Origin of the sequence: Pseudomonas sp. HPB0071 (genome assembly GCF_000478505.2) — a bacterium.
GTDB lineage: Bacteria > Pseudomonadota > Gammaproteobacteria > Pseudomonadales > Pseudomonadaceae > Chryseomonas > Chryseomonas luteola.
In genome coordinates this window covers 210,410-230,962 of sequence record NZ_KI517368.1, presented here as the reverse complement: position 1 = coordinate 230,962, position 20,553 = coordinate 210,410, and the positions used below count along the sequence as shown (strand labels likewise).

Sequence of the window (20,553 nt, the reverse complement as noted above, 5' to 3'; positions counted from 1 at the left end):
TTTAGCTTGATAAGCAATAAGTAGGATTGCCTGTGATCTATTGGTAAACAATATATTTTTGCTGATTGCGAACTGTTGGTGCGTTTAAGAGGCTGCCAGAGAGCGTGAATAACCTTTCAAAGGCTAATTAATAAGGGTGTAAGCCTATTTGAGGCGGCTTGGTTTTTTTAAAACACACTGTTAACTTATTTAAAATTAATTTAAATATTTAGAACAAGGCTGTACGAAACAATGTAGTTTAAGCCTTTATAGTTATGTATTTTTCTTCCATTGTCTGACAAGCAAACTGTCTATATAGGCAATCAGCTCGTCGGAGGTGATGGAGTAATGATGTACCCAGTGGCCTTCTTTTGTGCGGCCGGCGCGGATTGGCCATTTGCTGAGGCCCAGTTGCCGGGCGCGCTCAATGACTTCTGTTGGGCTGGCTCCGGTTATCGGGATTGCCATGTTCAGTCTCCTTCATCTGGTCTCTTCTCGTTATCGGTGTAAACGGACAAGACCTTGAATGAAAACTGACTAACGGTCGGCGTATAACAGTAGCGAAAGCATGAACACGCATGTGGTCAGCGTATCTGCTAACCAGGAAAGAAGCAGGCTATAGGGCAAGACGTCCATGTCTATGCCTTGAAAAGTTCTGCTCAGGGTACAGCTGACCAGTGCTGGCAGCCGTTCTTCATCCACTGGCTCTGATCGACGTCAACGCCATCGCCAACTTTGCATCCGGGTACATTCAGCACCTTGCCGCTCGACCGGTTGACCAAGCGGAACCAGGTTGATGCACCAGGCAACATCTGCCATTGCTGGGTATGAAGGTTTTGCCATGTCTCCTGTGAGATCGGCGAATCCTTGAATGCCTCCTGCGCAGTCAACACTTTGCCGCTGTTGACACTCAATACCTCATAGAAGCCATTTTTCAGATTGATCATGTGCCAGCGTTGGGCATTCGTCTGATCACACGAGGCCTGTTCGACCCGTACGCCTGCATCGAGACTGGCATCTTTCACATTGAGGCACTTGCTGCTGTTTTGGTTGATCAGCGTCACTGGCTTGTCTGCGCCTGTTGGAACACCAAAGACTGGATTGCCGTTTGAATCCCAGCTGAGCGGTTGCACATAAATGGCCCTGTTGGGATCGTACAGCGGATCGCCTACGATGCTCTTGTAGTTGCGAGCATTATAGATGTGAAGGATGGTGCCATCTCGGTCGGTTGTGAAGGTATTGCTACCTGTGCCGTAGATCCCGTTACGCTCGCTACTCTTGAAGACAGGAACAGGTGATTTGGTCCATACGCTAGGATCGAGTAGATCCGCCGTGGCTGGTGCGGAAAGCAGGCCCATGTTGTAGTTCGCATCGGTAGCACTGCCCGAATAGGCAATGAACACCTTGCCATTATGTTCCATGACGGCAGGCGCTTCGTTGACCCAGAAACCTACCTTCTCCCAGTCGTATTCAGGTTGCGATAGCATTACCTGTTTGCCTTTAATAGCCAACGGGCCATCCAGCTCGGCAATGTAGAGATTGCTGTTACCTTCGATGTTCGGGTCTTTCTGGGCCCAGACGATGTAACGTTTGCCTGCATGCACAAAGGTAGTCGTATCGATACTGAATGACTCCCAGTTTGTCTTGATCTGACCACGCTCGATCCAGCCTGAGCCTGTTACCGGATTGGCTGCATTGTTGGACAGTGCATAAATGCGGTGATTGAACGGGGTGCCCTCCTGAGCGGCAGCGAAATAGACGTACCAGGAACCGTTGTTGTAATCGATCCAGGGTGCCCAGACGTGGGTACTCATCTCACCACTGTCGTGCTTGGTCCAGATGACCTGTTCCTGGGCCTTTGCAAGACCGGCAATGGTCCTGGCGCGCCTGAGTGCGATCCGGTTGTACTCCGGTACGCTATAAGTCATGTAGTAATACCCGTCGGTATGTTTATAAACAGACGGATCGGCTCGTTGCGTAATGATGGGATTGTCGTACTGGGTTGCCGCCAGAGAGGAGGCCGGGTTGATCAATACTGTTACAGCGACCGCGAGGGAAAACCAGGCGGCATTGGTAAGGTTGCGCTTGAGACGCCTTACCTGAGCACACAGTTCTAGAACCATGGTGTTTCTCCGTTGTTGTTATTAGCAAGAACACAGGTTGTTATCGAGCAGTGTGAGCCACAGATTTAGAGGCTGAAGAAAACGGCCCATAACTGCAGCTCCTCAAGCCGAACCCTGCAAGACGGGTGACCTCATAAGGCAGGGTCGCCAAGCCCGACAGCAGAGATAGCTCAAGCGCAAGCCATGATAATGGTATGACTATTACCGGGATCGCCCGATTATTTATAGCCTACATCGCTCATACGTCTAGTGGTGGCGAGCTAATGTTATGATGAATAAGCGGTTTGGCAGCTTGGTTGATCAGGCGAGGCGGCCTTTGCGGAATCAAAGAGGTGTACCGCTTTATTAATGACGTAATGACGCGATCAGGCTGAAGGCTACTTCATCGAAGTCACTCTTACAGAGCATGTTTTCGGCTAACGCCAATCAGAGTAGGGTGGATAGCGCTCTAGGCATTTCAGGCCGACTAAAATAAAACGGCCAATAGGATTGGCCGTTTTACGTAGTGGCAAAGACCTGTGGTCAGGCTGTCTTCTTGGTACGGCTTCGCTTTGGCTTGGGCATGGGCTGCGCCACGCTGGTTTCTATTCCGCCCGACAGCGGGTCCCCTGCGGTGTCGTAGTCGACTTCTCTCTGGGCTTGAAACCAGTGCTCAAATCCCTGTCCATCCGGACGACCTGCGGCTTCCCAGATTTCGTAGGCGCGTTGACGTATGCGTTGTTCCAGATCATCCATCGCTCATCCTCCTATCGGATGTGGCTCAGCAGTCTGGCGCCGAGCTTTTTGACTTGGAGGCCGTAGGCCTTGAATATCTACCTGCATGATTGCAACAGGACTATAAGAAGGGATGCCCAGTCTTCCTTATCGTTCCTCACGTGCTATATACGTCCGATGAAAAGTCCTTTTCATTGAGAGACTTAACCTTTATCACGCTGCGCCAGCTCCATGATCATCCTTGCCAGTAGATAAAGTCTCGGCGCGACGCTTTCCACCTCGGCGTACTCTTCTGGCGTATGGATATTGCCGCCTACGATGCCAAAGCCATCCAGCGTTGGTACGCCCACACCCGCAGCAAGGCTGGCGTCAGCTGCGCCACCGCTGCCCTCAATCGTAAGCTTGCGGCCAATTTCACCGTAGATGTTTTGAGCCATCGACACGAGCCTATCCGTTTCGGCGGTTTGAGGCATAGGCGGCAAGCCCCGATGCAGATGAGTTTTCACGTCGGTCTCTTGGATCAGCTTGTTGGCAGAGACGCGCGCCATGTCTTGCTCGACCCGATCAAACTCCTCAGGAACTGCTACACGGACGTCTGCCTTGGCAGTTGCGCTGTCAGGTATGACATTCGTGCGATCGCCAGCGTCGATTACAGTAAAATTGACCGTAGTTTTCTTCTCGACATCGCCCAGTTTGCCAAGCTGGAGGACCTGATGCGAGATTTCCATGGCAGCGTTTCGGCCGAGCTCCGGCGCTACGCCCGCATGAGCGGCCTTACCGGTAACGTCAACGGTTGCGGTCGCGCTTCCTTTTCGCCAAGCCACGAGGCCATCGGCAGGCCGGCCTGGCTCTAGATTGAGGGTAACGTCATGCTCCCTGGCCACCCGTTGAATCAGCTGAGTAGCAGCATCGGAACCGGTTTCCTCGCTGGCATCGAGCAAAAAGGTAATTTGAGCGTAATCCTTGAAGTTGAGGTCTTTCAATATTTTGAGCGCATAGATGCCCGCTACGATTCCGCCCTTATCGTCCATCACGCCGGGTCCGTAGGCTCGCCCATCCTTTATATGGAAAGGCCGCTCCTTGGCTGAGCCCTCTTTGAAAACGGTATCCATATGCGCCATCAGCAAGATTTTGGCCTTGCCTGTGCCTTTAAGCGTGGCAACGATATGATGACTTTTATCAGGTGGAGAGTTTGGAACAGTCTCGATCGTAGCGCCCAGCTGTTTCAACTGATCAGCTGCAATCTGACCTACCTGTATCAGACCAGGTGCATAACCCGAGCCCGAATCAATATTTACCAGTTGCTCGAGTAGCTTGAGTGCTTCTTCCTTGTACTGTTCGGCATGGGATTGAACAGGGTGATTAGGTTCAGCCTGTACGGTGGAAGCGGTAGAAAAGGCAAAAGCGATTGCCAATGAAAGAGAGCACGTGGCGCGGCGGAGCATAACAGTCATGAGGCGTCCTTTTTGTTATGTGCCCAGACACTATAGACGCTCCCTGGCAGCCTGCATTTCGATTCGTGTAAGCCATAACCGGCGGCTCAAGGTCGCTACGATTTTGCCTTCAATGGCATCATTCGTGAGCCTTTGTCCTGTGCTATGCCAGTGAGCACGTATGTCAGGCTCGCGCCCAAACGCATCCGTTGGATTGCTGGATTCATTCAGTGGCGGCTTTAACGGCTGCCTTGGCCATATAGCGCTCAATGAGCGTGCAGGCCTGTTCGTTTAGATCAAGCAGTTCAGGCAGGAATACGCGTAGCTCGGGATGCTGACGAGCTTTCTCTTCCAAAACGCAATAGGCCTCGATGATGGACGCTTGAGTCCGCAAGGTTTGGCTGACCTTTTTCATAGGGATCTACTTGACTGATGTGGCTGCGTTGTCGGTCGGGATCAGAAAAACTTTATACCTTTCGTCGTTTGACGACCGGCGCGAGTGGCAAACCGTCTGGTGATGACTTATAGCCTTCATAATTCCGTGTTATCAACGATGCCTGTCTGCAGAGCTGCTTGGGGAGGCATGTTCATGGCAGTGTTCAAACGCTATCTGACAGTGGGGCCTATCGTTTCGTTGATCAGTGTTTCGGCAATACTGATCATGGCCAGTGCACCGGGCCATCTCTATCATTTTTCGGCATTGGCATTGTCTGGTCTCATCGGGATTATGGTTGGAGTGACAGCGCTTGTGATGACGGCCCGTTACATCTATACCCACCTTTAATCTGCTGTAAAAGGTTCGGATGACCGGCATAAACAACGGGTGGATTTATATCTCCAAAGTCGTGTAGTGCTACTGGCTATGAATGAAGGAGATCTGTATGAGCAATGCGCCCTTAGATGCACAAGGCTCCGATCCTGTGGTGCCGGACGATGCGGGCATTGGCAGTGACGTATTCGATCCACTGCGTCCCGATATCATTCCTGATAATCCGCTTGGCGATGATGAGGTAGATCATCCGCTGTAACGCAACACAGTTATCGAAAACCCGGCTAATGCCGGGTTTTCTTTTGGCGAGCCGTTTTCACTGCTTATTTCCGAGCACCGCAGCACATAAGCGATACGAAAAGGGAACCCTGGGTGGTAGTGCTTGGGTCGAAGCGCGAATGAATGACACCCACCAGTGTCATACCGCTTTCGAATGCTTCTTGAATCGCCGCATGGTTTACTTGAGGCAGTAATTTCAATCCATCAAAGGAACGTCAGATGAGCATCGACCTTAACGCAGGACGCCTGCCCGATGAGCATACCCTGGTCAACCTACCGCGCCTGGTGTCGCGCTATTACAGTGAACGGCCCAACCCTGATGATCCGGCGCAGCAGGTTTCATTTGGTACATCCGGACATCGCGGTTCATCGCTGAAGGTCAGCTTCAATGAGTGGCACATCCTGGCAACTACCCAGGCTATTTGTGATTACCGAAAAGAGCAGGGCGTAAATGGTCCGGTCTTTGTCGGCATGGATACCCATGCGTTGTCCGAACCTGCCTTTGTTTCAGCACTGGAAGTGCTGGCGGCCAATGGTGTTGAGACCCGTATCGATGCAGGCTGTGCTGAGACCCAGGGCGAGCCCGGTTATACGCCAACGCCCGCCATCTCCAATGCCATTCTCGAATACAACAAAGGCCGCACCAGCGGCCTGGCTGACGGTATTGTCATTACGCCTTCACACAATCCGCCTGCCGATGGTGGATTCAAATACAACCCCACCAATGGTGGTCCGGCCGATACCAACGTAACCAAGTGGATTCAGGAGCGTGCGAATGCGCTGCTCAAGGCAGGATTGAAGGGCGTGGAGCGCATGGACTATGCGCGTGCGTTGAAAGCGCCAACGACGCAGCGATTCGACTTTATCGAAAGCTATGTGGGTGGCCTTGATCAGGTCATCGATATCGAAGCCATCAAGCATTCGGGCCTTAAGTTTGGCGTGGATCCTCTGGGCGGGGCAGGTGTGCACTACTGGACGCGCATTGCCGAGCGTTTTGGTTTGCCGCTTGAGGTCCTGTCGACCCGTATCGATCCTACCTTCCGCTTCATGCGCCTGGATTGGGACGGCAAGATCCGCATGGACTGCAGCTCCCCTCATGCGATGGCTGGATTGATTGAAAACAAGGATCGCTTTGATGTGTCCTTTGCCTGTGATACCGACCATGACCGCCATGGCATCGTGGCGCGTTCGACCGGGCTGCTCAATCCCAACCATTACTTGGCGGTAGCGATCGAATACCTCTTTACTCACCGTCCCGAGTGGAGCGCTCAAGCGGGTATTGGTAAAACACTGGTATCGTCTTCCATGATCGACCGTGTGGCTCAGGGTATCGATCGGAAGGTCGTAGAGGTGCCGGTGGGCTTCAAGTGGTTCGTGGATGGCCTCATGGACGGAAGCCTCGGCTTTGGTGGTGAGGAGTCCGCAGGCGCATCGTTCCTGCGCAAGACTGGCGGTGCGTGGTCGACCGATAAGGACGGCATCATCCTGGGGCTGCTGGCGGCTGAAATTACGGCGGTTACCGGCAAGGATCCTGGTGAGCGTTATCAGGCCCTGACCGAGCGGTTTGGTTCGCCGGTGTATCAGCGTATCGATGCTGCAGCTGATCGCGAGCAGAAAGCCAAGCTAGGCAAGCTCTCCGCTTCACAGGTAACTGCCAGCGAGCTGGCCGGTCAGCCGATTACACAGATCCTGACCGAGGCGCCTGGTAATGGTGCAGCGATCGGCGGCCTCAAAGTTGTGACTGAAAACGGCTGGTTTGCTGCACGTCCTTCCGGTACGGAAGACGTTTACAAAATTTATGCTGAAAGCTTTGAGGGTGAAGCGCACCTCAAGCGCATTCAGGAAGAGGCCAAAGCACTGGTCGATAGCGTCTTGGCAGGTTGATCAAAGGCTGCTTGGGTAAAAAGTCCTAAGCAGCCTTCTCTCCCTATAGGGCCGCAGGCGTCTGAAATAGAAGTCAGCCGCCTGCTCTCAAAGCGACCTGGATAGGCTTGATGACCTAGCGCTTCAGTTCGTTGAGCATCTCGTCCAGGCTGCGATGAAACGAGCTGCGCTCCCCGGCACTGATGAAGCCTTGCTGGCGAGCCAGGGCTGCTGCGTTGGTTTCCACTTCCTTGATTTGCTGTTCGTAATGCTGCTGTTTAGCCTTGGTAATCGAGCCTTTTTGGGTATTGATAAGGCTACGTACAGCCTGTGCCTTGGCCCCGACGGCATCCTGTTCCTGGGTATTCGCTTCCAGCCCATCAGCCGTAGGGTAACCTTCGAGTCCTGTTCCTTTTATTAGCTGCCAGAGCGCTTCTTCAGGCGTATAGCGGCCATGCAGTGCAGGCACCTTCCGGTCTGCGAAAGGGGTAAGGTCCACCGTGACAGGGCAACCGGTACTATGAGCCAGCCGCTGTAATGCTTCCTCCAAACGCTGAGACGGATAATTAAAATCAGTGGCCTCTCGCTGGCAGGCCGCCTGAGCAACTTGGCACGCTAAGCCAAGAATCATTAATCTGGACAGGAAAATCTTCATGGTTTCCTACGCAGTAGATAGAAAAATGGAGTCTTGCCTATTTCCATACCCAAAGGCAAAGCTTGACGTCTTAACGCGAGGAGATTCTCCAATCTTCACGATGCAGCTGATAGGCCGCAGGCGTTGCCGAAGGGTTCATGGCAAAATGATCATATAACCCGATGATCAGGATTCACGCCCTCCTTGCTTACTCTCTCCAGGCTCGCCTTGTTATTCACGCCCAAGCGATGGCTGGGCGGACTGTTCATCAAGTTTTTTGTCAGTCTGTTCGTGATCTCTGGTTCTTCTACAGTTGCAATCATCGGCTTCGGTACCTGGAACAGTCAGGTTGAGCTTAAAGAGGCGCTAAGTGAAGATAAATTGCACGACCGTGTTGCGGTAGAGGGCAGGGTGGTGGCTGAGCTGCTGCAAGCCGCCGCTACGCCTGAACGCTGCCAGGCACTGCTTGAATTATTGGTCCATCGTGTCTTTGATTCTGGTGTATTAACAGGCAAGGCTGGTAATAGTTTTAGCCAGTCTCTTGGGGAAGGGCGTCTTGCAGCGCTGTATCGCAATGAGCAGGGGTTGCAATGTCATTACCCCGCCAAATTAACGGAGCCGCTTCAAGCCAGACTGCAGACAGTTAGCCGCCAGGGTAAAAGTATCAAGGTTGAAAGCGATGAGCCGCGTACGACCAGTGATATCTGGTTTAGCACGGCGGTTGCTCAGCTACCACAAGAGGCGGATAGGCTTGTTCTGGGTATGGAGGGGTTTGATCCATGGAAGGCCTTCTGGGCGGATACGAGCCGTCAGTTCGGTTGGCTTTGGCCCTACATGCTGATCAGCAATTGCTGCACGGCCCTGCTGCTGGCTTTCTTCCTGCTAAATAGAATTCGTCATGCCGAGCAGGTAGCCAATACCTGGGCTCAGGGCCAACTCGATATGCGTATCAACGATGAGGGACATGATGAATTTGGCCGGCTGGCCCAGCGATTCGATCATATGGCTGATGCGGTGGCAGGCGTGATTGAGGTCAAGCAGGCTATTGCTGCCCAGGATGAGCGCAGTCGGTTGGCCCGCGAACTGCACGATACCGCAAAGCAGCGGTGCTTCGCCCTAGGGCTGCAGCTCAGCCTCTTACGCCGCCTGTGCAGTACCCATCCCGAGCAGAGCAAGCTGGCCAACTCATCACTCAAGCTTGTTGAGCATCTTCAACGAGACATGCGCGATGTCATCCATCGCCTCTCGGCGCCTACGGTGGCTGAGCTAGGTCTGGATAGCGCCTTGAAGCAGAATCTGGCAAACCTCCTTGAAGGCAGCACCATTGAGTGGTCTGTCGATATTCAAGAAGAGGTGATGCACCGGCTACAGGAAGAAGATGCGGTTGCAACTGAGCTGCTCCTGATTGCCAGCGAAGGGGCAACCAACACACTTCGACATGCCAACGCCTCGCATCTATGGATATCCCTCGTTCGTCAGGGAGAGCGGTTTGTTCTTAAAATCGAGGACGATGGTCAAGGCTTTCATCCAGGGCACACCAGCTCGGGAATGGGTCTGGGCAATATGCGTCAAAGAGCCCATTGGCTTTTGGAAGGGCGTATTGATATTCACAGCGAGCCCGGCCAGGGAACCACCGTTGAAGTCTCCTTTAAGCCCACAGAAGGGTAATGATGAAAACCACCGTGTTGCTGGTTGATGACCATGCCATTGTCAGACAGGGTATCCGCAGTCTGCTCGACATTACCGGCGAGTTCGATGTGATAGGCGAGGCGGGAGATGGGCAGACAGCGATTGAGCTCGCTCAGGCGTCCAAGCCTGAGCTTGTCTTGCTGGATTTGATGATGCCAGGGTTGAGCGGTGTGGAAACCATCAAGCGACTGCTGGAGGTAAGTCCGGGTAGCCAGATAGCTGTCCTGAGTTCTACCGAAGAAGATGAGTTGGCCTTTGCTGCCATCGAGGCAGGCGCTCAGTCCTTTCTGATCAAGACGATGCTGGGTGATGAGTTGATTGATATGATCCGCCGGATCGCGCGAGGTGAGGTCATTATTCATCCCTTTATCGCCTCGAAGCTTCTCAAGGTGGTCAGGGGAATTCGCGAGCCCAAGGTTGATCCCTTCAAGGAACTGACCGAGCGTGAACTTGATGTGCTTCGCGAGCTTGCTTCAGGGGGCAGTAACGTGCGCATTGCTACTGCACTGAATATTAGTGAGAAAACAGTGAAGTCCCATATTAGCAGCCTGCTCTCCAAACTCGACTTGGCTGATCGTACAGAAGCCGTTGCCTTCGCCTGGAAGCAAGGATTGATGACGCATCATGGTCCTGAAAGAGCAGTCTAGTAAAGGCCCAGCCCGGTATTCGGCCGGGCCTTTGTTTATCAGATACCACCCAACACTCTGTACAACTCGATGCGGTTTTCCTCCGCGATTTGACGTGCATTGATCAGCGATTTCTGGGCGTTGTAGAGCGTACGTTGCGCATCGAGCGCATTCAGGAAGGTATCAATACCCCGTCTATAACGTGCATCCGAGAGCTGGTAGCTTTCGCTGGCTGCTTCCAAAAGAGCTGTCTGCGCAGAAAGTTGCTCCTCTAGTGTGCCGCGCCTGGCCAGCGCGTCAGCCACTTCACGAAAAGCGGTCTGGATGCTTTGCTCATAGTCAGCGACGTAATAGTCCCGCTGGGCCTTGCTGTAGTTCAGGTTGGCTGTGTTGGCGCCACCGGTGAAGATCGGGATGCTAACAGAGGGCATGAACGACCAGACCTTGTTGGCGCTTGAAAACAGCGATGACAGCTCGTTACTGCTCAAGCCTACAGAGGAAGTAAGGCTCAGCTGTGGAAAGAATGCTGCCCGAGCAGCGCCGATATTGGCATTGGCTGCCAACAGGTTATGTTCCGCCTGAAGCACATCCGGGCGCCTGAGCAGGACATCGGAAGACAGTCCAGGCGAGATCTCTGCAAACAATGGTTTATCTGCTGCCAATGGTTGGGGTAGCACCGCATCATCCAGTGTCTGCCCGACTAACAGTTCCAGTGCATTGCGGTCCTGAGCAACAAGCGTCCGGTAATTGGCAACATCCGCGCGTGCCTGTTCATAGATCGTCTGGGCCTGTCGCAAGTCTACGCGGGAGGCGATGCCTGCCGAGAGCCGACCCTGGATCAGACTGACCGTGCGATCCGCGCTTTCCAGCGTTTCCTCCGAGATCCTCAGTTGCGCCCGGTCAGACGCGAGCGTCAGGTAGGCATTGGCTGTTTCCGCGATCAGACTGATATAGGTGGCGCGGGAAGCCTCCTCTGTAGCCAGCAAACTCTGCTGCGCTGATTCGGACAGGCTCCGCACGCGTCCAAACAAATCCAGCTCATAGGCGCTAAGCCCAACGCTTGCCGAAACGCTTTTGCTATAGACGGTCTGTTTTTGGCCAAGTGTCTCAACCTGAGTGAGTGAACGTGAAGCATTGGCGCTGGCGTTTAAATGGGGCCAGAGTTCGGAGCGCTGCAAGCGATATTGCGCCCGAGCCGACTCGATATTGGCCGCCGCTTTGCGCAAGTCCCGGTTATTGGCTAGCGCAAGCGTTATAACGGATCGTAGATCGGCATCCAGCACAAGCGCTTCCCAAGTGGTTGGCACAAAGGCTTGCACAGAGGGCGTGTGGCCAGTTCCCTGCGGCCACGTTGAAGGAACCGGGGCGGCAGGGCGCTCATAAGTAGGAGCAAGAGTGCAGCCAAGCAGAGCCATCGGCATGAGCAGCGCTAAAGATCTCAGGCCCATCACGGTGTCTCCTGCGAAGTGGATGGGGTCTTACTCTTCTGGAAGCGGATAGCGAGGCCGCGGACGAGCACAAAGAACAGCGGTACGAAAAAGATTGCAAGCACTGTTGCGGTGAGCGTACCGCCAATGATGCCGGTGCCAATGGAGATGCGGCTGTTGGCACCTGCACCGGTAGCAACGGCCAGAGGCAGCACACCTGCCATGAAGGCCAGCGAGGTCATAACGATCGGGCGAAGTCTCAAGCGAGCACCTTCAAGCGCCGCATTCCAGATAGAAAGCCCACGCTGCTCGGCCGCCTCGGCAAACTCAACAATCAGAATGGCATTCTTGGCGGCCAAGCCAATGGTGGTAATGAGCGCAACCTGGAAAAACACATCGTTTTCCAGCCCTCGCAAGGTAGCTGCGAGGATAGTGCCGACAATACCCAGCGGAATGACCATGAGCACCGAGAAGGGAATCGACCAGCTGTTATACAGGGCCGCCAGACAGAGAAAGACAATCAGAATGGAAAGGGCATAAAGGCGAATGGTCTGCCCGCTGGATTCGCGCTCCTGATAGGACAGATCGCTCCAGGCAAAGGTCGTCCCCTGGGGCAACTGGTTGGCCAAATGTTCCATGGTGTCCATGGCTTCACCCGAGCTGACACCCGGAGCACCCTGACCCTGAATCGCGTATGAGGCAAGGCCGTTAAAGCGTTCAAGGTTGTCCGGACCGCGCTCCCAATGCGTAGTGGCAAAGGCCGAGAAAGGTGTCATCGCGTTGGACTGACCACGCACGTACCACTGGTACAAATCATCAGGCTGAGAGCGAAACGGGGCATCACCCTGCATGTACACTCGCTTGACGCGACCCCGGTCGATAAAGTCATTGATATAGGTGCTGCCCCAGGCGGCACTTAACGTCGAGTTGATATCGCTTAGCGCCAGCCCACTGGAAACCGCCTTGGACTGATCAATGTCGATTTTGAGCTGTGGAGTTTCTTCCAGGCCGCTTGGGCGAACGGCTGCCAGGGACGGCTCTGCTGCGGCCAGCCCTAACAGCTGATTACGAAAGCCCAGGAGCTGAGCACGGTCCGTTGTAGCTGATGCCTGTAGCTGGAACGTGAAGCCAGACGATTGGCCCAGGCCCTGGATCGCAGGTGGCGTCAGGGCGTAGATCTGCGCATCGCGGGAACGGTAAAAGGTGGCCATGGCGCGATTGGAAATACTATCGGCTCGGTCTTTCTCATCGGTGCGCTCGCTCCAATCTTTAAGGGCAACAAACGCAAGGCCCGTATTCTGGCCGCTTCCGCCAAAGCCAAATCCGACAATGGTAAAAATTGCTTTGGTGTTGTCCTTTTCGGTTTCCAGATAGTGGCGCTCAATGGTCTTGCCAACCTCCAGACTGCGCTTCTGGGAGGCTCCGACCGGCAAGGTAAACTGCACCATGTTCGAGCCCTGGTCTTCGGTAGGCAGAAAGCCGCTGGGTAAACGCATATACAGCACGACCAGTACGGCGCCCAGGCATCCATAAATGAGCATGAACCGTACCGGGCGTTTGAGTACGCCCGTTACTCCATGCTCATAGCGGTTGAGGTTCTTGTTGAAGGTGCGGTTGAACCAGCCAAAGAAACCAGAGTGCGCCCGATGCTCGGCTGGCTTGAGCAATGTTGCGCACAGGGCGGGTGTGAGGGTCAGTGCAATGAACACCGACAGCACCATAGACGCTACGATAGTGATGGAAAACTGCCGATAGATAACCCCTGTCGACCCGCCAAAGAAAGCCATGGGTAGAAAAACGGCAGACAGCACCATGGCAATCCCGATCAACGCACTGTTGATCTCCGTCATTGACTCCATGGTGGCGTCAAGGGCAGACAGCTTGCGCTCCGTCATCAAGCGCTCAACGTTTTCCACCACCACAATAGTGTCGTCTACCAGAAGGCCAATGGACAGCACCACGCCAAACAGGGTGAGCGTATTGATGGAATATCCTGCAATCCATAGCACGCCGAATGTGCCCAACAGCACCACCGGAACGGAAATCGCCGGGATAAGGGTTGCGCGCCAGCTCTGCAGGAAAATGAACATCACCACGACGACAAGGGCAATGGCCTCGAAGAGTGTCTTGATGACCTCATGAACTGAAAGCTTGATAAATTCCGTGCTGTCGAGCGGGAATTCCAGGTGGTAGCCTTCAGGAAAGTTACTGGACAGCTCCTGTGCCAGCGCCTTTACGCCTTCGGCTGTAGAAAGTGCATTGCTTCCAGGTGCAAGCTTCACTGCAAGTCCTGCAGCAGCATGGCCGTTCAAGCGAGTGACAATGCCGTAACTCTCACTGCCCAGCTCCACCCGAGCCACATCGCCCAAATGCACATGCGCGCCTGACGAATCGCTCTTCAAGATGATGTCCCGGAACTGCTGGGGTGTACGCAGTCGCGATTGTGCGGTGACGGTGGCGTTGAGCTCCTGATCCGGTGGAGAAGGCAATCCGCCAATCTGCCCAGCAGAAACCTGAGTGTTCTGTGCCTGCATAGCGGCAGTGATGTCAGAGGGCATCAATCCATAGGTGGCCAGCTTCGAAGGATCAAGCCATATGCGCATGGCATATTCAGAGCCGAATATTTGCACATCGCCTACACCAGCAACCCGTGAGATAGGGTCCTGCAGGTTACTGGCCATGTAGTCGGAAATATCCGTAGAGGATGAGCGATCCGTGTCGTCGTACAGGGCCATGATGAGCAGGAAATCATTCTGCGCCTTGGTCACCGAGACGCCTTGCCGCTGCACCTCGGAGGGAAGACGCGTAAGCGCCTGCTGGACCTTGTTCTGGACCTGGATCTGAGCGTTATCGGGATCAATGCCCTGGTTGAAGGTCACCGTGATACTGGTTCGTCCTGTGGAGCTGCTGCTGGCGGAAAATGATTGAAGGCCATGCAGCCCCTTGAGTTGCTGTTCAAGGATTTGCGTAACGCTGTTCTCCATGGTCTCGGCCGAGGCGCCGGAGTAGGAGGCGCTGACTGAAATGGCTGGGGGAGCCACATCCGGGTATTGAGCGATAGGTAGAGTACGTATTGCCAGGACGCCAAAAAGCATGATGACTATACTGATGACCCAGGCGAAGACCGGTCGCTTGATAAAGAAATGTGCAAACATCGGTTACTGTCCCTGCTGCGTGGCGCGAGCCTCACCGGAACCTGCCGGTTTGAATTCAACCGCATGTACCGTCGCCCCCGCCTTGACCTTGCCGGTGCCTTCAACGATGAGGCGATCGCCTTCCGCCAATCCGCTTTGAATCAGCCAACTGCTACCAATAGCCTGGGTTGTAACCACTTCACGTGCTTCAACCGTGTTGTTGGCGTTTACAACCAGGGCCATGCCATTGCCTTTTGCATCTCGGGTAATGCCTCGTTGAGGCGCAAGGAGTCCCTGAGGCGCAACGGCCTCTTGCAAGAGGGCTCTCACATACATGCCGGGCAGAAGAAGCCCTTCAGCGTTAGGGAAAAGTGCGCGAAGCGTGACAGAGCCGGTCTCCTGATCCACGGCAACCTCTGCAAATTTCAACACTCCCGAATGTTGATAGAGCGAGCCGTCCTCCAAGCGAAGGCTGACATCAGTGCTGCCCGCGGCGACGCCATTGCCCAAGGCCTTCTTGAGCCTGAGCAGCGCGGCGCTGGATTGAGTGATGTCCACATAGATAGGGTCCAGCGTACGGATAACTGCCAACGCGGTCTCCTGATTGGCTGTTACCAGAGCACCCGGCGTGATGCTGCTCTTGCTGATCCGCCCAGCAATAGGCGCCGTAATCTGCGTGAAGTTCAGGTCGATCTGTGCAGACTCAACCGCCGCCTTGCGCTCGGCAATGGTAGCCAGAGCTTGCTGATAGCTGGCCTTGGCATCGTCAGCCTCCTGTTGGGAGACGGCTTCAATCTTGATCAAGTCGTTGTAGCGTTCGGCTTTAAGCTTGGCGGCCTGCAACGTGGCCTGAGCATTAGCCAGCGAGGCCTTGGCTTGGTTTAGCGAGGCACGGTAGGGTGCCTGTTCGATTCGGTAGAGAACCTGCCCGGCCTTGACGAGTGTTCCTTCTTCAAAGGTGCGCTGTGTAATGATGCCTGACACCTGTGGACGAACCTCAGCCTCCATATGGGCAACGGTTCTGCCGTTAAGCTCGGCAACCAAGGGGACAGGTTGTGACTTCAGCGTTACCACCGCCACCTCAACCGGCGGTGCTGCAGGTGCATGGGCAGGCGCTTCAGGTTTGCAGGCGGCTAGCCACAGCACAGCCAGATACAGAAAGGCTTTCGATTTCATGTGTAGACGCACACTTTTCCAAACTAAAAATGTGCGCCAAGGTAGCGGCTGAGAAGAGGGGAGACACCCGCCTTATGGATGATTTGCCCTCCGCCTTAAGTCTGTCCTCAGGCTTTTTAAAAGACGGTTCACACCGCAGTAGGCATGACTTACCTATAGGCGAGCGGCTGTTTGATATCCCTACTGGGGCTGTGAGCCAAGCTGGAAAAAGCCAAATAGTGGCTTTAGATGCTGCATGTTTATGACATGGAGCGTTGGCATAAGCATCTGTGTAAGCGAAGGAGTATGAACTGAATCTCGTTTCTTTTGCTTGAAAATTAAACCTACCTGTAATAGACGCGCCCCATGCGAATCGAGTAATGTCTGGGCTCAATTTGCTCCCGCAGCCGTGCCGCCCTGAGCATGATGTATAACGTGCTTATACCGTCACTGCTCCTTGGAAAGGCCCGTTTTAGAAAGGAAAATAGAAATAACAGGGAAGGTTATGCGTCAGACGCGTCCAGCGTGTTATCCGTCACTCGACGCCTAATAATAGTTAGGGATCACATGAAAAGGCTAATCCCCTTTGTTCTGGGCCTATTCTCGCTGAGCCAAAATGCAAGTGGAATGGATACTCCAGAGAGTTTAGTTAAATCGTTCCAAGCCGATTATTTGTCATGGAATAATCACGCACTAAAAGTAGACTCTGCGCACGCATCAATCAAAGCCATGGAGCTAGCAGAAGAGTCGTATAAAAAACTGCTGAGTAAATATACTCTCCCTGGATTTAAGGGGGAACCGATAGCATATGGATCCGAGCCAGCTCACGATCCACAGAAAGAAAATATAATCTCAAGCGCAATAAATGGTGATAACGCCATTGTTCGCACCGAGTTTCCCAAGCCCTACTACTCGCCAATTTATGAGTATCATTTAGTCAAAGCACAGGGTCGCTGGTATTTAAATCAGGTGTACTTGGTGGATGATGAAGGTCATTACCCCGGCCTTTAGCCTCCCCTAACTAGTGGTTCAAATCGTTCGCTTCGCTCACTGGGACCGGCTAAAGCCGGCCCCTTAACCAAACGTTAGGTATCAAAATGACATGGATGTCCAAATACATCGTTTCAGCAATACCATCAGTCATTCTCTTTGCACTCTGGAAGCTAGGAGTTTTCTCCTATCATCACTTCGGCTGCCAGGGAAACATCAAATATTTGGCCCCGTGCTCTGTAGGCGGCTTTGATCTTCTGCCTTGGTTAGGTTTCAGCATGTTCTGGAGCCCAATCCTATTTTGGCTATCGCTACCTATTTCTGCGTTCTTCTTAATAGACACAATGGCAAAACACATAGGTTCAAAGCGAGGCGTGCAATGAAGCCTAACAAACGGTTCAAGTTCGTTCGCTTCGCTCACTCTGGGCGCCCGCAAGCCACGCTTGCGGGCGCCCCTTAACCAAACGTTAGGTTGCAAAGGGAATATGCACCAGATCAAATCTAACCTATATCCCTGCGCTCACTGCTCTGGCGTAGGAACTTGCAAAAACGGCACTAACGAATCTTCTTGTGCTGTTTGCGTAAAAGAACATGAGTTGAAAGGCAAAGAGTTCGCTGGGCTTCCATGTGGTGTCTGTGGCGGTATCGGACAAGCAGAACCCCGAACCGAGAGAATTAATAAGCGCATGCCAGCGATATTAGGCTTTATGGTGGTTTTTCTTCTAATGTTTGGTGTGTTTTTAAGTGCGGTGCTAAAAAGCCCATACTTTAGCGAAGTGTTAGCCTTTTCCGGCACACTCATAGGTACAGTTTTAGGCTTCTACTACTCAGACCGTAGCAAGGCAACCTAACTAGCGGTTCAAGCCGCTCGCTTCGCTCACTGGGACCGGCTAAAGCCGGCCCCTTAACCAAGCGTTAGCCGCCAAAGACGTTAAAATCTACAGCCAGAGAGCAATCATGTTCGCGGAGTTGAAAAATAAGGAACTGCATCTTCACGGTAAGACAGCAGAACTCAATGCAGTCGCTAGGTCAATTCATAAAGGTAGACACGGCGCATCAGCATTCTTTGAGCTTTGCACTACACATTCCTTATTTTCCTCACTGAACACCAAGTGCCATGGCCAGCTCGCTGCTATAAAAATTGAAGGTTCGGAAATTCATATCACGTACTCCGATTCTGTAAAAAATCGTCTCTACACCTATTTCTCAATGCCATCCGACACACAGCCAGGCTCTCTGTTTTCCCTTACTCACTCAGATCAAAACTACCCACCATTGCTGAACGATGGCTCACTTAACTTAATCATCCATGTTATTTCCGGCGACACATGAGAGCTCGGCTAACAACTGGTTCAAACCGTTCGCTTCGCTCACTGGGACGGGCTAAAGCCCGCCCCTTAACCAAACGTTATGTCCCATCTTGAGGTCGAAACATGGTCGTCGTAACAGCACAAGATGAGATTATAGAAAATCTCCGACTATTCGAGGATTATTTGTGCGAAGGCACAGACGATGAACAGCTTTACTGCTCGGATTTAATAAGAAAGGGAAAGTGTCTTATTGCATACAAAGTTGGTCAAGAACTGCGCTTCGCCCCTAGCCGTTATATTGGCTATACCAACAACTCAATACAATCTCACAGCGAAGACGCAGGCAACGGAAGAGACACCACCCCTGCAATTTCCAAGCTTCTTGGAAAACTAGTCGAAAACAGCGATCTAGATCAAAATATATTGAATACTGCGAAAGCCTAGGCTCCACGCCTTACAACAAGAAAAGAAAATTCTGGACCCTGGATCTTGAAGAATCAGACTTTAAAAGCCATGAAACTTCGTCAGAAGGCTTTCCTGAAGGGAAAATTGTTGAGCGAAGACATCTCGCACGAGAGCGAAACTCAGCGTTAATCTCGCAAGCAAAAGAGCATTTTAAAAGAAAAAATAAGCGTCTTTTTTGTGAAGCTTGCAATTTCGACTTCGAAAAGGCCTATGGCCAAAGAGGTTTCAACTTCATTGAGGCTCACCATACAATTCCAGTTAGCGAAATGCTTCCAGCCCAGAAAACCAAAATATCAGACATAGCGATGGTGTGCTCAAACTGCCATAGGATACTGCACCGCTCAAGGCCATGGCTCACCATCGCCCAGCTGAAAAATCTCATTAGCAATGAAACATAACAAGTCGCTCAACACCGTTCGCTCCGCTCACTGGACTTGCAAAAGCTACGCTTTTACTCGCCTGTTAGCTTAATCGTTAGAAGGCAAAAGTATGATCGCAGAGTTCGCAACAATTGTAGGGTTGTTGTCTGCTTTTTCCTCAGGCCGACAGGCATCAGAGCAGGCGGCCGTATCTGACTTTCTTGCATGGTTAACCGAGCATAACCATGAAGAAATACGTGCTTCAATCGAAAGCAACCACGCTACCACGGTAAGCATCAAAGCTTTATTAAACAAAGGCCTTGATGACGTCCATAAAAAGCTGGACGATATCTCAAACAGAATAGCAATACTCGCAAGCCGCTCTAACGGCGTAGAAGAGCTAGCTTTAGCATATGCGAAAGAGTCAATATCCGAGCAAGCGCTGGAGCTACTAGCCTTAATGGAAGAGCATCATACAGAGTTCTTTCTTTTGTCAAATGAACTGGGCAGCCGCGACCAAAGGCTAGTTCTAAGCCCAGGACCAAATTACATCTGTAAGGAATCTCGTTTTTTTAGAGATGACCTTGCTCTAATGGTTGGTTTGGGCTTGCTTGTGCAAAACTACAACTCTAAGGGCAACCCAATATATTTTTACACCAGAGCCGCATCAAAGCTGGTTGGCAGCATGAGCTAACGCCTTCTAACAACTGGTTCAAATCGCTCGCTCCGCTCGCTGGGACGGCCCCTTAACCAAACGTTATAAGTCACAAGGATCTACACTTATGGACGATTTTGAGGAAGCATTTAGGGAGGCAAAAGCATATTTGGACGAAGGATTGCCATTTTGGTGCGATGTTTTCTTGAGGCCAAAAGATAAAGAATTCTGCGACTTCATAAAAGAGAAAGGGTATGAGGTCTACTAACTGTATTTCTTTGAGTTTTCAGAGGGAGTTTACTCGCCTTTGAACTACCAGCCTGATGAACTTAAGGCGATGGCAAAAGCTAGATACGAAAGATTAAATACAAAATTCAATTAATGGGTTTCGTAAAACAATAGTTAACTAAATGTGACTTATAACAAATGGTTCAAACCGCTCGCTACGCTCACTGGGACGGGCTAAAGCCCGGCCCTTAGCCAAACGTTAGACGCAAGGAGGAATCGTGACTGAAACTGAGAAAATGGTGGGAAAGTTCGTCAGCGGTTTTGGCGGACAGAGATACCGAGAAATTTTTGAAGTCCTCGAATCCAGTAACTTTCGCCCGCTGGGCAAGTCAAACAATGAAACATTGCTATTTCAGCGTCGTGGGACTAATAGTGAAATGCTAGATATTTTTGCGTTTCGTTTGGGGCGCCGCCAGTAGTTTCTTTTTCCAAATCATATTGGCTAGGGAAGGTCTGAAGTAGCCCTGTATTTCCGGTCGACTTCAGCCCTCGCTGCTTTTGAAAGCGGGCCGTCGATCAAAATCGACCAGGTAACCCGCTCAGTTCTCCGTTTTTGGCCGCCGCGAGCACCTCGCAGCAGCCATTTCCCGCATTACAGGCGTACCTCTCCTGCGGTAGTCAGCAAATGTCGGCGCGCCATCCATAGGTTTGACAGCGCGAA

21 protein-coding genes are annotated in these 20,553 nt (G+C 52.4%); 12 read left to right on the top strand and 9 right to left on the bottom strand.

Features of this window, described 5'->3' with window-relative positions; all coding sequences use genetic code 11:
• Positions 1–252: 252 nt before the first annotated feature.
• From HMPREF1487_RS20710 to HMPREF1487_RS20690, 5 genes are all read right to left on the bottom strand, one after another.
• Positions 253–447: a hypothetical protein gene (locus HMPREF1487_RS20710; protein WP_010798688.1), complete on the bottom strand. Its 195-nt coding sequence runs from the start codon at positions 445–447 to the stop codon at positions 253–255.
• Between the two features lie 191 nt (positions 448–638).
• On the bottom strand, positions 639–2,102 hold the full coding sequence (locus HMPREF1487_RS26930) for a family 43 glycosylhydrolase (RefSeq protein WP_010798686.1): 1,464 nt from the start codon (positions 2,100–2,102) through the stop codon (positions 639–641).
• Between the two features lie 522 nt (positions 2,103–2,624).
• Positions 2,625–2,837, bottom strand: a complete 213-nt coding sequence (locus tag HMPREF1487_RS20700) for a DUF2934 domain-containing protein (protein ID WP_010798685.1) — start codon at positions 2,835–2,837, stop codon at positions 2,625–2,627.
• A 182-nt stretch (positions 2,838–3,019) separates the two neighbouring features.
• On the bottom strand, positions 3,020–4,270 hold the full coding sequence (locus HMPREF1487_RS20695; protein ID WP_010798684.1) for a M20/M25/M40 family metallo-hydrolase: 1,251 nt from the start codon (positions 4,268–4,270) through the stop codon (positions 3,020–3,022).
• 202 nt (positions 4,271–4,472) lie between these two features.
• Positions 4,473–4,664, bottom strand: coding sequence for a hypothetical protein (locus tag HMPREF1487_RS20690; RefSeq protein ID WP_010798683.1), 192 nt, complete (start codon positions 4,662–4,664; stop codon positions 4,473–4,475).
• Between the two features lie 174 nt (positions 4,665–4,838).
• Here HMPREF1487_RS20690 and HMPREF1487_RS20685 point away from each other — a divergent pair, with 174 nt between their 5' ends.
• The 3 genes from HMPREF1487_RS20685 (at position 4,839) to pgm (ending at position 7,181) form a co-directional block, all read left to right on the top strand.
• Entirely contained in the window at positions 4,839–5,033 is a 195-nt protein-coding gene (locus tag HMPREF1487_RS20685) for a hypothetical protein (RefSeq protein WP_010798682.1), read from the top strand.
• 97 nt (positions 5,034–5,130) lie between these two features.
• Positions 5,131–5,277 carry a hypothetical protein gene (locus HMPREF1487_RS27420; protein ID WP_010798681.1) on the top strand — a complete coding sequence of 49 codons (147 nt, stop codon included), beginning with the start codon at positions 5,131–5,133 and terminating at the stop codon, positions 5,275–5,277.
• A 239-nt stretch (positions 5,278–5,516) separates the two neighbouring features.
• Positions 5,517–7,181, top strand: a complete 1,665-nt coding sequence (gene pgm / locus HMPREF1487_RS20680; protein WP_010798680.1) for a phosphoglucomutase (alpha-D-glucose-1,6-bisphosphate-dependent) — start codon at positions 5,517–5,519, stop codon at positions 7,179–7,181.
• 115 nt (positions 7,182–7,296) lie between these two features.
• Here pgm and HMPREF1487_RS20675 read toward each other — a convergent pair whose 3' ends face one another.
• Positions 7,297–7,815, bottom strand: coding sequence for an STN domain-containing protein (locus HMPREF1487_RS20675; RefSeq protein WP_010798679.1), 519 nt, complete (start codon positions 7,813–7,815; stop codon positions 7,297–7,299).
• Between the two features lie 183 nt (positions 7,816–7,998).
• Between HMPREF1487_RS20675 and HMPREF1487_RS26400 the strand changes: the two genes are divergently transcribed.
• Complete coding sequence (locus HMPREF1487_RS26400; RefSeq protein WP_125912946.1) at positions 7,999–9,462, top strand: HAMP domain-containing sensor histidine kinase; 1,464 nt, start codon at positions 7,999–8,001, stop codon at positions 9,460–9,462.
• Positions 9,462–10,130 carry a response regulator gene (locus HMPREF1487_RS20665; protein ID WP_037031082.1) on the top strand — a complete coding sequence of 223 codons (669 nt, stop codon included), beginning with the start codon at positions 9,462–9,464 and terminating at the stop codon, positions 10,128–10,130. The genes HMPREF1487_RS26400 and HMPREF1487_RS20665 overlap by 1 nt, the downstream gene beginning before the upstream one ends.
• Before the next feature lie 38 nt (positions 10,131–10,168).
• On the opposite strand, the gene HMPREF1487_RS20660 is transcribed toward HMPREF1487_RS20665, so the two are convergent.
• Genes HMPREF1487_RS20660 through HMPREF1487_RS20650 form a run of 3 tightly spaced genes read right to left on the bottom strand, consistent with a single transcriptional unit; the run spans position 10,169 to position 15,846 of the window.
• Complete coding sequence (locus tag HMPREF1487_RS20660; protein WP_010798676.1) at positions 10,169–11,557, bottom strand: efflux transporter outer membrane subunit; 1,389 nt, start codon at positions 11,555–11,557, stop codon at positions 10,169–10,171.
• Positions 11,557–14,691 (bottom strand): efflux RND transporter permease subunit, encoded by a 3,135-nt coding sequence (locus HMPREF1487_RS20655; protein WP_010798675.1) that lies wholly within the window; start codon positions 14,689–14,691, stop codon positions 11,557–11,559. The genes HMPREF1487_RS20660 and HMPREF1487_RS20655 overlap by 1 nt, the downstream gene beginning before the upstream one ends.
• Before the next feature lie 3 nt (positions 14,692–14,694).
• On the bottom strand, positions 14,695–15,846 hold the full coding sequence (locus tag HMPREF1487_RS20650) for an efflux RND transporter periplasmic adaptor subunit (RefSeq protein WP_010798674.1): 1,152 nt from the start codon (positions 15,844–15,846) through the stop codon (positions 14,695–14,697).
• A gap of 606 nt (positions 15,847–16,452) precedes the next feature.
• Between HMPREF1487_RS20650 and HMPREF1487_RS26395 the strand changes: the two genes are divergently transcribed.
• From HMPREF1487_RS26395 to HMPREF1487_RS20625, 7 genes are all read left to right on the top strand, one after another.
• Complete coding sequence (locus tag HMPREF1487_RS26395) at positions 16,453–16,836, top strand: hypothetical protein (RefSeq protein ID WP_125912945.1); 384 nt, start codon at positions 16,453–16,455, stop codon at positions 16,834–16,836.
• A gap of 936 nt (positions 16,837–17,772) precedes the next feature.
• Positions 17,773–18,147, top strand: a complete 375-nt coding sequence (locus HMPREF1487_RS27415) for a hypothetical protein (RefSeq protein ID WP_010798672.1) — start codon at positions 17,773–17,775, stop codon at positions 18,145–18,147.
• A 101-nt stretch (positions 18,148–18,248) separates the two neighbouring features.
• Positions 18,249–18,569 (top strand): hypothetical protein, encoded by a 321-nt coding sequence (locus HMPREF1487_RS28045; RefSeq protein ID WP_010798671.1) that lies wholly within the window; start codon positions 18,249–18,251, stop codon positions 18,567–18,569.
• Positions 18,548–18,988, top strand: a complete 441-nt coding sequence (locus HMPREF1487_RS28495) for an HNH endonuclease (protein WP_371106399.1) — start codon at positions 18,548–18,550, stop codon at positions 18,986–18,988. Before HMPREF1487_RS28045 ends, HMPREF1487_RS28495 begins: the two co-directional genes overlap by 22 nt.
• 91 nt (positions 18,989–19,079) lie before the next feature.
• On the top strand, positions 19,080–19,643 hold the full coding sequence (locus HMPREF1487_RS26390) for a hypothetical protein (protein ID WP_010798670.1): 564 nt from the start codon (positions 19,080–19,082) through the stop codon (positions 19,641–19,643).
• A gap of 88 nt (positions 19,644–19,731) precedes the next feature.
• The gene (locus HMPREF1487_RS27410) at positions 19,732–19,872 is read left to right on the top strand and encodes a hypothetical protein (protein ID WP_010798669.1); all 141 of its coding nucleotides are present in this window, start codon (positions 19,732–19,734) and stop codon (positions 19,870–19,872) included.
• A 238-nt stretch (positions 19,873–20,110) separates the two neighbouring features.
• Positions 20,111–20,311, top strand: coding sequence for a hypothetical protein (locus tag HMPREF1487_RS20625; RefSeq protein WP_010798668.1), 201 nt, complete (start codon positions 20,111–20,113; stop codon positions 20,309–20,311).
• Positions 20,312–20,553: the final 242 nt, after the last annotated feature.